The 13,192-nt window shown below is 72.9% G+C and carries 10 protein-coding genes and 2 tRNA genes; 6 read left to right on the top strand and 6 right to left on the bottom strand.

Annotation, left to right across the window (positions count from 1 at the left end):
* The first annotated feature begins 81 nt into the window (after positions 1 to 81).
* Together SOY78_RS11005 and SOY78_RS11000 are read left to right on the top strand one after the other, a co-directional pair.
* Complete coding sequence (locus SOY78_RS11005) at positions 82 to 870, top strand: winged helix-turn-helix domain-containing protein (RefSeq protein ID WP_119217543.1); 789 nt, start codon at positions 82 to 84, stop codon at positions 868 to 870.
* Positions 871 to 940: 70 nt separating this feature from the next.
* Positions 941 to 1,465, top strand: a complete 525-nt coding sequence (locus tag SOY78_RS11000) for a SixA phosphatase family protein (protein WP_182488726.1) — start codon at positions 941 to 943, stop codon at positions 1,463 to 1,465.
* Positions 1,466 to 1,544: 79 nt separating this feature from the next.
* Here SOY78_RS11000 and SOY78_RS10995 read toward each other — a convergent pair.
* A tRNA-Arg gene (locus tag SOY78_RS10995) sits at positions 1,545 to 1,618 on the bottom strand.
* Between the two features lie 244 nt (positions 1,619 to 1,862).
* On the opposite strand from SOY78_RS10995, the gene SOY78_RS10990 reads away from it, so the two are divergent.
* Positions 1,863 to 3,707 carry a phosphoenolpyruvate carboxykinase (GTP) gene (locus SOY78_RS10990; RefSeq protein WP_324701578.1) on the top strand — a complete coding sequence of 615 codons (1,845 nt, stop codon included), beginning with the start codon at positions 1,863 to 1,865 and terminating at the stop codon, positions 3,705 to 3,707.
* Between the two features lie 68 nt (positions 3,708 to 3,775).
* On the opposite strand, the gene SOY78_RS10985 is transcribed toward SOY78_RS10990, so the two are convergent.
* On the bottom strand, positions 3,776 to 4,960 hold the full coding sequence (locus SOY78_RS10985; protein ID WP_012750734.1) for a globin domain-containing protein: 1,185 nt from the start codon (positions 4,958 to 4,960) through the stop codon (positions 3,776 to 3,778).
* A 95-nt stretch (positions 4,961 to 5,055) separates the two neighbouring features.
* Positions 5,056 to 5,514, bottom strand: a complete 459-nt coding sequence (locus tag SOY78_RS10980; RefSeq protein ID WP_036383714.1) for an RrF2 family transcriptional regulator — start codon at positions 5,512 to 5,514, stop codon at positions 5,056 to 5,058.
* A gap of 71 nt (positions 5,515 to 5,585) precedes the next feature.
* Here SOY78_RS10980 and SOY78_RS10975 point away from each other — a divergent pair, with 71 nt between their 5' ends.
* Positions 5,586 to 7,781 (top strand): RecQ family ATP-dependent DNA helicase, encoded by a 2,196-nt coding sequence (locus SOY78_RS10975; RefSeq protein ID WP_182488727.1) that lies wholly within the window; start codon positions 5,586 to 5,588, stop codon positions 7,779 to 7,781.
* 10 nt (positions 7,782 to 7,791) lie between these two features.
* Here the strand turns inward: SOY78_RS10975 and SOY78_RS10970 are convergent, their stop codons facing one another.
* A complete protein-coding gene (locus tag SOY78_RS10970; protein ID WP_182488728.1) occupies positions 7,792 to 9,267 on the bottom strand; it encodes a phosphomannomutase/phosphoglucomutase in 1,476 nt (491 codons plus the stop codon).
* A 162-nt stretch (positions 9,268 to 9,429) separates the two neighbouring features.
* On the opposite strand from SOY78_RS10970, the gene SOY78_RS10965 reads away from it, so the two are divergent.
* The gene (locus tag SOY78_RS10965; protein WP_182488733.1) at positions 9,430 to 10,560 is read left to right on the top strand and encodes an MFS transporter; all 1,131 of its coding nucleotides are present in this window, start codon (positions 9,430 to 9,432) and stop codon (positions 10,558 to 10,560) included.
* Between the two features lie 45 nt (positions 10,561 to 10,605).
* Here SOY78_RS10965 and SOY78_RS10960 read toward each other — a convergent pair whose 3' ends face one another.
* On the bottom strand, positions 10,606 to 11,967 hold the full coding sequence (locus tag SOY78_RS10960) for a hypothetical protein (RefSeq protein WP_324701577.1): 1,362 nt from the start codon (positions 11,965 to 11,967) through the stop codon (positions 10,606 to 10,608).
* Positions 11,968 to 12,163: 196 nt separating this feature from the next.
* Here SOY78_RS10960 and SOY78_RS10955 point away from each other — a divergent pair, with 196 nt between their 5' ends.
* Positions 12,164 to 13,015, top strand: coding sequence for a hypothetical protein (locus SOY78_RS10955; protein WP_182488730.1), 852 nt, complete (start codon positions 12,164 to 12,166; stop codon positions 13,013 to 13,015).
* A gap of 80 nt (positions 13,016 to 13,095) precedes the next feature.
* Here the strand turns inward: SOY78_RS10955 and SOY78_RS10950 are convergent.
* Positions 13,096 to 13,184 (bottom strand) — tRNA-Ser (locus SOY78_RS10950).
* Positions 13,185 to 13,192 lie beyond the last annotated feature (8 nt).

The raw sequence follows: 13,192 nt of genomic DNA, 5'->3' as shown, positions 1-13,192 counted from the left end.
CACATTCTTGTCATGTGACGCCTCGTCCGCCGCACCGACCGAGCGGTGGAGGGGCCATGAGCCGAAAGAGGAGTGGTGGCCATGGGTCAGTCCGCCGGATACGTGCACATCTCCGTCCGCAACGCGCAGCGCCGGGCCGACGGCATGTCCCGCCGAGGCCAGGCCCGCGCAGGCCTGCGCCTGGCCGGTGGCACCGACGCCCCCGACTCCCAGACGGCGCCGACGCCGGTCCTGGCGCCGAACGGCATCCCGGGTCCCCAGGCGGTGGCCCGGGAGAACGAGGCCCGTGGGTTCGTCATCTACGTGGGCATGGACGAGCTGGCCGCCTCGGCCGCCGGCACCTCCCTCACGCGGCTGGCCAACGAGCTGCGCCACTATGTGGAGTCCCTCGTTCCCGGGGCGGAGTCGCACGCCGCCGTCGCCCTGGCCCCCGCCGGGGCCGAGGGCCGCGACCTCGAGGTCGTGCGCCAGGTGCTCGGCGATCCGACCGTGCAGGGCGGTGCCAGTCCCGACCTGGCACAGGCGCCAGCCCCCGTGTCCACGCGTCAGCCCGGTGTGCTGATCGATCTGTCCCGGCGCGAGGTGCAGCTGGACGGCGAGTCCCTGAACCTCACCTTCAAGGAGTTCGAGCTCCTGAACTACCTCGTGGAGAACGGGGAGCGCACCGTCGGTCGCGAGGAGCTGCTCGACGCCCTGTGGCGCAACGCCGACGAGGTGCCCAACGAGCGCACCATCGACGTGCACATCCGCCGACTGCGCGCCAAGCTCGGCCGCCTCGCGAACACCGTGCGCACCGTGCGCGGCCAGGGCTACCGCTTCTACCGCCACCCCGAGGTGGTCGTGTGGGCGGCGCCGGAGTACAGCATCTGACCCGCGCCCGCCCGTGTCCGACGACGGCCCCCGCTCACCCGAGCGGGGGCCGTCGCCGTAGCCTGGCCGCATGAGCACCGCCGACGCGAAGACCCTGATCGTCCTCCGGCACGCCAAGGCCGGTTGGCCCGACGCGGCCGACGACCATGCCCGCCCGCTCGCCGAGCGAGGCCATGCCCAGGCGCCCGCCGCCGGCGACTGGCTCCGCGAGCACGACCTCGTCCCGGACGCCGTCGTGTGCTCCGACGCGCTGCGCACCCGTCAGACGTGCGTGTGGGTGTGCGAGCGCCTGGGCGAGCTGGCACCCACGCCCTACCTGGACCCGCGGCTCTACGGCGCCGACGCGGCGCGGGCCCTGGCCGTCGTCAACGAGACGGAGGAGACCACGCGACGGCTGCTGGTGGTGGGCCACATGCCGTGGGTGCAGGAGCTGGGCATGCGGCTGATGAGCCTGGACTCGGACCAGGACGCGGCGCTGCGCATGAGCGAGCACTACCCGCCGCTCGGGATGCAGGTGTTCCGGGTGGAGAAGCCGTGGGCCGAGCTCGACGGCCGCGACGCAGCCCTGACGCACTTCGTGGTTCCGGGGCGCTGACCTCCGCGGCGGCGCGCGTGGCAGAGGCGCGCCGACATGACGAAGACCCCGCTCCAGCAGGAGCGGGGCCTTCCGGTCGTGCGCCCAAAGGGATTCGAACCCCTGACCTTCTGTTCCGTAGACAGACGCTCTATCCAGCTGAGCTATGGGCGCATCATCCGATCCGCCGGAGCGGCTCGAACTCGTAGAACACTACAGGACCTCTCCGGCGAAGTGCAAATCGACGCTCTGCGTCGGCCTGTGTCGGGGGCGTGGCGGGGGCGCGGCCATGATAGCCGGGCTCGGGTACCATGGCAGGACCGTGCGGCCACAACGATGTGGTGCGCGCTTCGGCGGTGCACGCATCGGAGTGGACGGGACGGAACGGCCCCGGACCCCAATGGGAGGACTCTCCACCATGGCTGACAACGCCACCACCTCGTTCGCGGATCGCGCCCTGGCGGACGCGCCCACGGACTACGCCCAGCTGCGCGAGTGGGTCGCTCAGATCGCAGAGCTGACGCAGCCGGACTCTGTCCAGTGGGTCGACGGCTCCGAGGAGGAGCGCGACCGCCTCGCGGACGAGCTCGTGGCGGCGGGCACCCTGACCCGCCTGGCCGAGGACAAGTTCCCCAACTCCTTCGCCGCGTTCTCCGATCCCGCCGATGTCGCCCGCGTGGAGGACCGCACCTTCATCTGCTCCGAGAAGGAGGAGGACGCCGGCTTCACCAACAACTGGATGGACCCGGCGAAGATGCACGGCATCCTCGACGACGCGTTCACCGGCGCCATGCGCGGCCGCACCATGTACGTGATCCCGTTCGTGATGGGCCACCTCGACGCCGAGGACCCGAAGTACGGCGTGGAGATCACCGACTCCGCCTACGTGGTCCTGTCGATGCGCATCATGGCCCGCATCGGCCAGGACGTGCTGGACAAGATGTCCCGCGAGCAGGCCTTCTACGTGCCGGCCGTGCACTCCGTGGGCGCCCCGCTGGAGCCGGGCGAGCAGGACGTGCCGTGGCCGTGCAACGAGACCAAGTGGATCGTGCACTTCCCCGAGGAGCGCTCCATCTGGTCCTTCGGCTCCGGCTACGGCGGCAACGCCCTGCTCGGCAAGAAGTGCTACGCGCTGCGCATCGCCTCCGTGATGGCCCGGGACGAGGGCTGGCTCGCCGAGCACATGCTGATCCTCAAGCTGACCAACCCCGAGGGCCGGTCCTACCACATCACCGGCGCCTTCCCGTCGGCCTGCGGCAAGACCAACCTCGCCCTCATCGACCCCACCATCGAGGGCTGGAAGGCCGAGACCCTGGGCGACGACATCACCTGGATCCGCGCCGGCAAGGACGGTGAGTTCCGCGTGATCAACCCGGAGACCGGCTACTTCGGCGTCGCCCCCGGCACCGGCTGGTCCACCAACCCGAACGCCATGCGCGCGATCTCCAAGGGCAACTCCATCTTCACCAACGTCGCCCTCACCGACGACGGCGGCGTGTGGTGGGAGGGCATGACGGACGAGGTCCCCGAGCACCTCACCGACTGGCGCGGCAACGACTGGACGCCCGAGTCCGGCCGCCCGGCCGCCCACCCCAACTCCCGGTTCTGCACGCCCATCGAGCAGACGGACATGCTGGCCGACGAGTACCGCGACCCGCGGGGCGTGAAGCTGGACGCCATCCTGTTCGGCGGCCGCCGCAAGACCACCGTGCCGCTGGTGACCGAGGCCTTCGATTGGGAGGACGGCATCCTCAAGGGCGCCACCCTCTCCTCGGAGACCACCGCGGCCGCCGCCGGTGCTGTGGGCGTCGTGCGCCGCGACCCGATGGCCATGCTGCCGTTCCTCGGCTACGATGCCGGCGACTACCTGGCCCACTGGGCCAGGGAGTCCGGCAAGGCCGACCCGGAGAAGCTGCCGCGCATCTACCTGGTCAACTGGTTCCGCCGCAACCGCGACGGCGGTTTCGCCTGGCCCGGCTTCGGCGAGAACTCCCGCGTCCTGAAGTGGGTCGTGGAGCGCCTCGAGGGCAAGGCCGACGCCGTGGAGACCCCGATCGGCTTCATCCCCACCCCCGAGTCCCTCGACCTGACCGGCCTGGACGTGTCCGACGCGGACCTCGAGGACGCCCTCAAGGTGGACCGTGAGGAGTGGGCCGAGGAGAACGAGCTCATCGAGCAGTGGCTCGGCCGGTTCGGCGAGTCCCTGCCCCAGGCCATCCGCGATCGCTTCGAGGCGCAGAAGGCCCGGTTCGCCCAGGCCTGAGCCCCGCCGCACGCGGAACGGCCCGCACCCCATGAGGGGTGCGGGCCGTTCCGCGTTCCGGGGCCGGATCAGGCGGCGAGCCAGATGTCCGGGCCGAAGATCTCGTAGCGGATGGACGTCGCGGGCACGCCGGCGTCGATCAGCGTCGAGCGGGTGGACTGCATGAACGCGAGCGGGCCGCAGAGGATGACCTCGGCGCCGGAGGGGAGCTCGATCTCGGAGGGGTCCATGCGGCCCTCGTGGACGGTGATGCCCTCGGGCGCCTGCTCCGGGGCCACGCCGAGCCACAGGTGGGCCTGGGCGTTCGGCAGCGCGGAGAGCGACTCCGTGAGTTGCCCGAGCAGGGCCACGGACTCCAGGGAGGCATCGGCGTGCAGGACGACGACCTCACGGTCGGACCCCTGTTCGGCCAGCGAGCTCAGGATGGAGGCGGCCGGCGTGATGCCGATGCCCGCGGTGGCGAGCATGAGGGGCGCCGAGTCGTCCTTCGGGGTGATCTCGCCGTAGGGGTTGGACAGCTCGATGACGTCGCCGACCTCCACGTTCTGGATGAGCACGGGCGAGACCTCGCCGGCCTCGTCCAGCTTCACGGTGATCACGCGCTCGGTGGTGGAGGCGGCGTGGTCCGAGAGCGAGTACTGCCGGGCCTGGCGCAGGCCGTCGGCCACCTTGACGCGCACCGAGACGAAGCCGCCGGCCTCGCCGGGGGTCTGCGGGGTGTCGTCGGCCGGCTCGAAGCGGAAGGTCACGGCGGCGTTGCCGGTGGGCTCCTTGGAGACGACCTTCCAGTCGAGCCACATCTTGTCGTTGGCCTGCTTGGCGTAGAGGCCCTTCTCGAGCTTGATCAGGGCGTCGGCCATGAGCCAGTACACCTCGGTCCAGGCCTCGGCGACCTCGGGGGTCACGGCGTCGCCGAGGACGTCGGCGATGGCCCAGAAGAGGTTCTCGTAGACGATCTGGTACTGGTCCTCGGTGATGCCGAGGGCGGTGTGCTTGTGCGCGATCCGCGCGAGCACGGCCTCGGGCAGGGTGCCCGGGTTCTCGAGCAGGTGCACCGCGAACTTCACGATGGAGCCGGCGAGGGCCTGCGCCTGCTCGCCGTTGCGCTGGTTGGCGCGGGAGAAGACGCCGTCGAGGAGCTCGGGGTGGGCCTCGAACATGTGGGCGTAGAACTTCGGCGTGATCTCCGGCATGTGCTCGGCGACGACGGCGGCGGTGGCCTCGATGACGGGGCGGGACTTCTCGGACAGCACGGGGGTCTCCGTCTCTTTGGTGGCGAATCTTGCGCTGATTTTGCCAGATTACACCCGGCCGTCGCCGGCGGGAACTCGCCCCCCGGCCCGTTCCCTCAGTGCGTCACGGGGATCTCCGGCAGGCCCAGCAGCACAGGCCCGCCGACAGGCCCGGCGCTCACCAGATCCCGGATCCGCACGGTGTCGAGCTCGGCGAGGAAGGCCTCGCGTGCGCGGTGCAGGGCGCCGCGCAGGCGGCAGTCGCCGGCGTAGGGGCACGCCACCCCGGAGTCGCGCCCGGCGCAGTCGATCACCTCGTCGCGGCTGCTCAACGTGCGCACGAGCTCGCCCACACGCTGGTCCAGACCGGCCGCGGCGATCATGGCCCCGCCGTGTCGACCGCGCAGCACCTCGATGGTCCCGCGGCGACGCAGCTCGGCGACCGCCTTGATCACGTGGTTGTAGGGCACCTGGATCCGGTCCGCGATCTGCTGGCTGGTGAGCCGTTCCCCCTCGGCCGCCGCGAGCGTCATCAGCACGCGCAGGCAGACGTCGGTGTAGGCGCTCAGCTTCATCCCGCCATCATCCCACCGGTGCACGGCGCCGCCGCGCCTGCGGTGTCCGGGCCGGTTGGCATACTGACGCCATGGACGCCACCTCGCACCCCGACGCCGGCCCCCGCCTCCCCGAGACCTCCGCGCCGGGGGGCGACGCCGCGCTGCACGAGGAGGCCCTGGCCGTGCTGCGTCGGCTCGTGGACCGGCCGGACGCGCGATTCAAGGACGGACAGTTCGAGGCGATCGAGGCGCTCGTGGCCCACCGCCGCCGCGCCCTGGTGGTGCAGCGCACCGGCTGGGGCAAGTCCGCCGTGTACTTCGTGGCCTCCCTCCTGCTGCGCGCCCGCGGCGCGGGGCCCACGCTGATCGTCTCCCCGCTGCTGGCGCTCATGCGGGACCAGGTCGCGGCCGCCGCCCGGGCGGGCGTGCGTGCGGTGTCCGTGAGCTCGGCGAACGCCACGGAGTGGGACGAGGTCCGGGCCCGGCTCGCGGCGGACGAGGTGGACGTGCTGCTGATCTCGCCCGAGCGCCTCACGAACCCCCGGTTCCGGGACGAGCAGCTGCCGGACCTCGTGGCGCGCATGGGTCTGCTCGTGGTGGACGAGGCCCACTGCATCTCCGACTGGGGCCACGACTTCCGGCCGGACTACCGCCGCATCCGGGACCTGATCGGGCTGCTTCCCGCCGAGGGGCCGCGCGCGGTGCCCGTGCTGGCCACCACCGCCACGGCCAACGCCCGTGTGGTGGCGGATGTGGTGGAGCAGCTCGGCGTCGCCTCCGAGCAGGACGTGTTCGTGCTCCGCGGCCCCCTGGCCCGCGCCTCGCTGCGCCTGGGCGTGCTGCGCATGCCCAGCCCGGCCGCGCGCCTGGCCTGGCTCCTCGACCACCTCGCGGACCTGCCGGGCTCCGGGATCGTCTACGCCCTCACCGTCTCCGCCGCCGAGGACACGGCGCGCGCCCTGCGCGAGGCGGGGCACGAGGTGGTCGCCTACACGGGCCGCACGGACCCGGAGCGGCGCGCCGAGATCGAGGAGGACCTCAAGGCCAACCGGGTGAAGGCCGTCGTAGCCACCTCGGCGCTCGGCATGGGCTTCGACAAGCCGGACCTGACGTTCGTGGTGCACTTCGGCGCGCCGGGCTCGCCCGTGGCGTACTACCAGCAGGTCGGCCGCGCCGGCCGCGGGACGGACCACGCGGACGTGCTCCTGCTGCCCGGGCCCGAGGACCGTCGCATCTGGGAGTACTTCGCCACCGCCTCCATGCCGGACGAGGAGCAGGCGCGCGCCGTGCTGGGGGCGCTCGCGGACCACGGCGGGGCCCTCTCCGTGGCGGCGCTCGAGCCGGCCGTGCGGATCAAGCGCACCACCCTGGAGCTGCTGCTCAAGGTCCTCGCCGTGGACGGGGCGGTCGAGCGGGTGGGCGGCGGCTGGCGCGCCACCGGGCGGGAGTGGACGTACGACGCCGAGCGGTACGCCCGCGTGGCCGAGGCGCGCCGGGCCGAGGAGCGGCTCATGCTCGACTACCAGACCACGGACCGGTGCCGCATGGAGTTCCTGGCCCGCACCCTGGACGACCCCACCGCCGCGCCGTGCGGCCGCTGCGACGTCTGTGCCGGCCCCTGGTACCCGACGGGATCGGACGGGGCGGCGCAGGAGCGCGCGGAGGCCGCCCTGCGCCGCACCGGCGTGCCGATCGAGCCCCGTCGCATGTGGCCCTCGGGCATGGACCGGCTGGGCGTGCCCGTGAAGGGGCGCATCGCGCCCGAGTCACAGGCCGAGGAGGGTCGCGCGCTCGCCCGCCTGACGGACCTCGGGTGGGGCACCGTCCTGCGGGACCTGCTGGACCGGGAGGACGCCCCGGTGCCGGAGGAGGTCCTGCGGGGCGCCGTCGACGTCCTGGCCGGCTGGGGGTGGCGAACGCGGCCGATCGCCGTCGTCGCGATGCCCTCGCGCACCCGCCCGCAGCTGGTGGGGTCGTTCGCCGAGGGGATCGCCCGGATCGGCCGGCTGCCGTTCCTCGGCTCGCTCGAGCACGCGCGCGGCGGCCCCACGGCCGGGCCGGGCGGCAACAGCGCCTACCGGCTCGGGTCCGTGTACGGCCGGTTCGCCGTCCCCGAGGCGATGGCGCAGATGCTGCGCACCGCCCCGGACGCCGGCCGCCACGGCCCCGTGCTGCTGGTCGACGACCTCGTCGACTCGCGGTGGTCGCTCGCCGAGGCCGCGCGGGTGCTGCGCGAGGCCGGCGCGCAGGGGGTGCTGCCGCTCGTCCTGGCCCAGACCGGATGAGCCGCCGCGGTCAGCGCTCCGCGCGGACGATCGCCAGCACGGCGTCGCGGAGCGCCTCCATGGTGGCGGCCGTGCGGGCCTCGCCGTTGTAGCGCAGGAACGGCTCCGTGTTGGACGGGCGGAGGTTGAACCACCACGTGCCGTCCTGGGCGGCGATCGTGGTGCCGTCCATGCGGGTCACCGTGGTGGCCACCCCGGCGAAGTCCTCGTGCACGGCCCGGCCCTCGCCGACGCCCTCGCCCACGGCGGGGGCGAACTGCGCCACCACCGCGGCCACGGCGGCGTCCTTGTCCTCGACCTGCGAGTTGATCTCTCCGGAGGCCACGTACGGCTCGTACTCCTCGGCCAGCTCGGACAGCGGCTGCTCCTGGCCGCCCAGGGCCGCCAGCACGTGCATGGCCGCGAGCATGCCGGTGTCCGCGTTGAAGAAGTCGCGGAAGTAGTAGTGCGCGGAGTGCTCGCCGCCGAACACGGCGGACTCGGCGGCCATGACCGCCTTGATGAAGGAGTGGCCCACGCGGGTCTCCACGGCCCGGCCCCCGTCGGCCGCCACGAGCTCGGGGACGGCGCGGGAGGTGATCAGGTTGTGGATGACCACGGGGGTCTGCTCGCCGTCGGCCTTCGCGCGGGCGATCTCGCGGCGGGCCACCAGGGCGGTGATCGCGGAGGGGGAGACCGGGGCGCCCTGCTCGTCGATCACGAAGCAGCGGTCGGCGTCGCCGTCGAAGGCCAGGCCGATGTCCGCGCCGTGCTCCACGACGGCGGCCTGCAGGTCCCGCAGGTTCTCCGGCTCCAGAGGATTGGCCGGGTGGTTCGGGAAGGTGCCGTCCAGTTCGAAGTAGAGCGGCTCGATCTCCAGCGGCAGGGCGGCCAGCTCGGCGTCGCCGAGGACGGCCGGGGTGGTCTTGCCCGCCATGCCGTTGCCCGCGTCCACCACGACCTTCAGGCGGCGCACCCCCGTCAGGTCCACGAGCGAGCGCAGGTACGCGGCGTAGCCGGGGAGGATGTCCTCCTCCGTCACGGTGCCGGTGGTCTCGGCCGCGGGGATCTCACCGGCGTCGAGGTACGCCTGGGCCGCGTCGCGGATCTCGAACAGCCCGGTGTCCGAGGAGACCGGCACGGCGCCGGCCTGGGCCATCTTCATACCGTTGTACTCGGCCGGGTTGTGCGAGGCGGTGAACACCACGCCCGCGGCCTGCTTCACGCCCGCCGCGTAGTAGAGCATGTCCGTGGAGATCAGCCCCAGGGTGACGACGTCGGCGCCGCGGCGCGTGGCGCCCTCGGCGAAGGCCGTCATGAACGCGGGCGAGGAGGGGCGCATGTCCCCGCCGACCAGCACGGTCTGGCCGGCCAGGCCCAGCACGTCCACGAAGGCCGCGCCCACCGCGCGGACGCTCTCCGCCGTGATGGACTCGCCCACGATGCCGCGGACGTCGTACGCCTTGAAGGAATCGTGCAGGTCGAGGGAGGGAGTCGAGGTAGTCACCCGACCGATGGTAGTGGACAGCCTGGATACAGTGATGGCGTGCCCCCGACCACTCCGCCCCCGCCCGCGGGGCCCCCGGCCGTGCCGCCGTCGGGACCCGCGCCGGCCGCGCCCGGGGAGCCCGCGTACCGCAGGCTGCTGATCGGGCTGTTCCTGGCGGGGGTGGCCACGTTCGCCCAGCTCTACTCCCCGCAGGGCCTGCTGCCGCTGGTCAGCAACGACCTGGGCGTCCCCGCGGACCGTGCCGCCCTGCTCGTCTCCGCCGGCACACTCGGCCTCGCTGTGTCGGTGGTGCCGTGGTCCCTGGCCGGGGACCGGTGGGGCCGCCGACGCGCCATGGTGGTCTCGATGGTCTCCGCCAGCGCGTGCGCGCTCACGGGCGTCCTCGCACCCACGTTCGAGGCCATGCTGGGCCTGCGCCTGCTCGAGGGCATGGCGCATGGGGGCGTCGCGGGACTCGCCGTGGCGCTGCTGGCGGAGGAGGTGGTCCCGCACGCGGTCGCGGCGGCCGCCGGCACCTACATCGCCGGCACCACCCTCGGCGGGCTCTCCGGCCGGCTCCTCGCCCTGCCCGTCGCGGAGGCGTCCTCGTGGCGCGGCGGGATGCTGGCCGTCACCGTGGTCGGGGTGCTGTGCACGGTCGGCTTCCTGGCGATCACGCCGCGTGCCCGGCGTTTCACGCCGTCGCCCACCTCCGCGGCGACGCTCGTGCGCATCGTGCGCGGCCATCTGCGCTCGCCGGAGCTCGTCGCCGTCTACCTGCAGGGGGCGCTGCTGATGGGCGGGTTCGTGGCGCTGTACAACTTCGTGGGGTACCGCCTGCTCGACCCGCCGTTCTCCTGGACGCCGACGGCGGCCGGCCTCGTCTTCCTCGCCTATCTCGCGGGCACGTGGTCGTCGCCGCGCGCGGGTCGGCTGGCCGCGCGGGTGGGCCGGCTGCCCGTCCTGGCCGGCGCGACGGCGGCCATGGCGGCGGGCGTCGCCCTCACGTCGGTCCCGCATCCGGCGGTGCTGGTGCCCGCCCTGGTGCTCGTGACGGGCGCGTTCTTCGCCGCCCACGCCGTGGCCTCCGCGTGGTCCGGGACGGACGCCCCCACGGGCCGCGCCCAGTCGACCTCCCTGTACAACTTCGCGTACTACGCCGGCTCGAGCCTCTTCGGCTGGCTGGGCGGCGTGTTCCACGAGTCCCACGGGTGGCCGGGGACGGTGCTGATGGTCCTGGCCCTGGTGCTGACCGCCCTGGCGAGCGCCGTCGTCGTGCTGCGCGGACGCGGGACGGCCCCGGCGCGCTGAGCCGGGGCCGTCGTCGGGGCGGGTGTCAGTGGGTCGACCCGCCGGTCACCAGCCGAGAGCCCAGGCATCCGTGCCGGTGGCGGACCGGGCCTGGTCGCGCCAGGCGGCGAGGACCTCCGGGTCCTGCAGCTCGAGCCACGCGATCATCTGCTGGTAGGTCACGCAGTAGGTGTCCTCCTCGACGCAGACCTCCCGCATGACCTTCTCCACCGCCGGGTTGAACGCGTTGAGACCCCAGTCGTTGAAGTGGTTGCCGAAGACCAGCGGGGCGCGGTTGCCCGCGAACGCCGAATCGTACATGTAGCGGTAGGTGCGGTACTGGAAGTCGGTGAGTCGGGCGACGTCCTCCGGGATGTCCTTGCCGCCGTTGCCGGAGATCCAGAAGTTGTAGTCCATCGCCATCACGAACGGGCTGGCCGCGCCCTTCTCGGCGAGCACGGGGGACCAGGTCATCGGCATCTCGAACTCCCAGATCCCGTCCTCCTGGTAGGGCCAGGCGACGCCGGAGGCGGCCGCGGCACGCGACGTGTCGTACTCGAGTCCGTTGTCCTTCCACATCGGGACGAGCTGGTCCCACTCCCCGTCGAGGCAGGGCAGACGTCCGCCCTTGACGTCCTCGGGGGTGACCTCCAGCGCCGGCAGGGAGCTGCCCGGCTTGTAGGCGCCGAGGTCGGAGAGGATGTCCGTGAACGAGCCGTACTCCTGCTTCCATTCGGCCGTGGACCACTGGTCTGCGCCGTACCTCGTGGGCGCGCACAGGTGACCCGCGTAGTGGGTGCCGATCTCGTGGCCGGCGGCGTGGGCCGTGTTGATGTTCTCGATGCGCTGCGCCACCTCGGCCTCGTCGCCGCCGAACTCCGTGCCCACGTAGCCGGGCTCGTTGCCGGGCGCCGTGTAGTTCTCCCTGTTGGCGGTCTCGATGAGGTTGATCGCGGACTGGAACACCGTGAACTTCGCGTCGGAGTCCGCGGCCGCGTCCAGGAAGGTCTTCCAGCGCGCGTCCTGACGGCCGCCGTCAAAGGAGAAGAGGACGAACTGCGGCGGGCGCTCCTCCGCCGTGAAGGCCCGCATCGGCACGCCCTCGTGGGAGCGGGCGGCCAGGGGGAGCGCGGGGTCCGGGGGGTCTGCGGCGGCCGACGGCGAGCCCTCGCTCGACGACGCGGCCTCCGAGGAGGCCGCATCCGAGGACCGTCCCTGGGACGACGAGGCCTCTGATCCGTCCGCAGATGCGGGCGACGAGGCGGCAGCGTCCGTGGAGCCCGAGGACCCGGCCGCCGTCCCCTCGTCCCCCTGCGGGGCGGCACAGCCGGCCAGCACGAGGGCGAGCGCCACCGACGTCCCCCACCAGCGGCGTCGCCGGGGCGAGGGGGTGTCGACGGTGCGGGCGGACGGGCGGGGGAAGGACATGCCGTCTTCTGGCTCGGTCGAGTGGCGGGCGGAGTGTCTCCTCCATGGCCGCCGTGTCCAGACACGGAGGACTCCGCATTCCACCGTAGGGGAGGCCCCCCGGTGGCTCTGGAGCCCTGGCAGAACTGTGACCAGGTTGTGATGTGGCGCCGCGGCCGCCGGCATGGCCCTCGCGGGCCACACCTAGACTGGAGGCATGGAATATCTCGTCCCTGTCCTCGCGGTGGTCGTCATCGGCGCCCTCGCGTTCGCCGCCGCCCGGTGGATGTCGGCCGGTCGAGCGCGTCAGGCGGCGGACCAGCGCACGCCGTCCGGTCGCGGGCTGGACATCGGACCGGAGCGGGCGCGTCTGGCAGCGGGGCTGCTGGACGAGGACGCCCATCGGCGCGTGTACGGGCACATCGCCCAGAGCCGCGTGATGGAGGCCGTGCGCGACTACCGCGCCCACACGGGACGCGGCCTGAAGGACGCCGTCATGGACGTGCAGTCCCTCGCCGTGCATCCGCAGGTCTACTCCGAGCCGGTGCAGGAACCGGACGCCACGTCCGCCGGAGTCGCGGGGCCCGTTCCCGGCGGCCATGGGGAGCCCCATCGGGACGACGCGGCCCCGGCCGACACCCCCGGGCCGAAGCGGCCCGGACAGGATTCGAGCGGGCGGGGGGAGCCGGACGCCCAGACGCCCGATCGCGAGACCTCTGACGCCGTGGCCGAGGACGACGCCCGGCAGGACACCGACCACGCCTCGGCCGCGCCGCGTCCGACGGCGCCGTCCGCCGACGAGTTGACGACCCTGACCGTCCCGGCCGAGTGGACCGCCGCCCCCGCCGAGGAGGAGCTCCCCTTCGAGGTCGAGGTGATGCGGGGGACGGAGTCCGTCCGGCTCTCCTCGCAGGACCTGCCGCCGTGGCTGCGCGACCAGCTCGCCGCCATGGTGCGGGACGGCAACCTCGAGTCCGCCGCCGTCCAGCTGTCCAGCCACTCGGAGCTCTCCGTGCCGGAGGCGTACGAGCTGCTGCGCCGCATGCGGGAGCGCCGCGGGGAGGGCTAGTCACCGGCCGGTCGGCATGTCAGGTCGCCGCGCGCAGACGCGAAGAGGGCCGGAATCGCGTGGATTCCGGCCCTCTCTCGCGGAGACGGGGGGATTTGAACCCCCGGCCCAACTTTCGTCGAGCCCTTCATTAGCAGTGAAGTCCATTCGGCCGCTCTGGCACGTCTCCTCCGTCCG

The sequence above is a fragment of the Micrococcus sp. HOU01 genome (genome assembly GCF_035609305.1).
Taxonomy (GTDB): domain Bacteria; phylum Actinomycetota; class Actinomycetes; order Actinomycetales; family Micrococcaceae; genus Micrococcus; species Micrococcus luteus.
The sequence above is the reverse complement of the archived record's forward strand: the minus strand, read 5'-3'. Positions and strand labels throughout refer to the sequence as shown.

Coding starts and splice junctions, on each gene's coding strand:
- SOY78_RS10955 (WP_182488730.1), top strand. CDS start 12,164: ATGGAATATCTCGTCCCTGTCCTCGCGGTGGTCGTCATCGGCGCCCTC.
- SOY78_RS11005 (WP_119217543.1), top strand. CDS start 82: ATGGGTCAGTCCGCCGGATACGTGCACATCTCCGTCCGCAACGCGCAG.
- SOY78_RS10980 (WP_036383714.1), bottom strand. CDS start 5,514: ATGAAGCTGAGCGCCTACACCGACGTCTGCCTGCGCGTGCTGATGACG.
- SOY78_RS11000 (WP_182488726.1), top strand. CDS start 941: ATGAGCACCGCCGACGCGAAGACCCTGATCGTCCTCCGGCACGCCAAG.
- SOY78_RS10960 (WP_324701577.1), bottom strand. CDS start 11,967: ATGTCCTTCCCCCGCCCGTCCGCCCGCACCGTCGACACCCCCTCGCCC.
- SOY78_RS10990 (WP_324701578.1), top strand. CDS start 1,863: ATGGCTGACAACGCCACCACCTCGTTCGCGGATCGCGCCCTGGCGGAC.
- SOY78_RS10975 (WP_182488727.1), top strand. CDS start 5,586: ATGGACGCCACCTCGCACCCCGACGCCGGCCCCCGCCTCCCCGAGACC.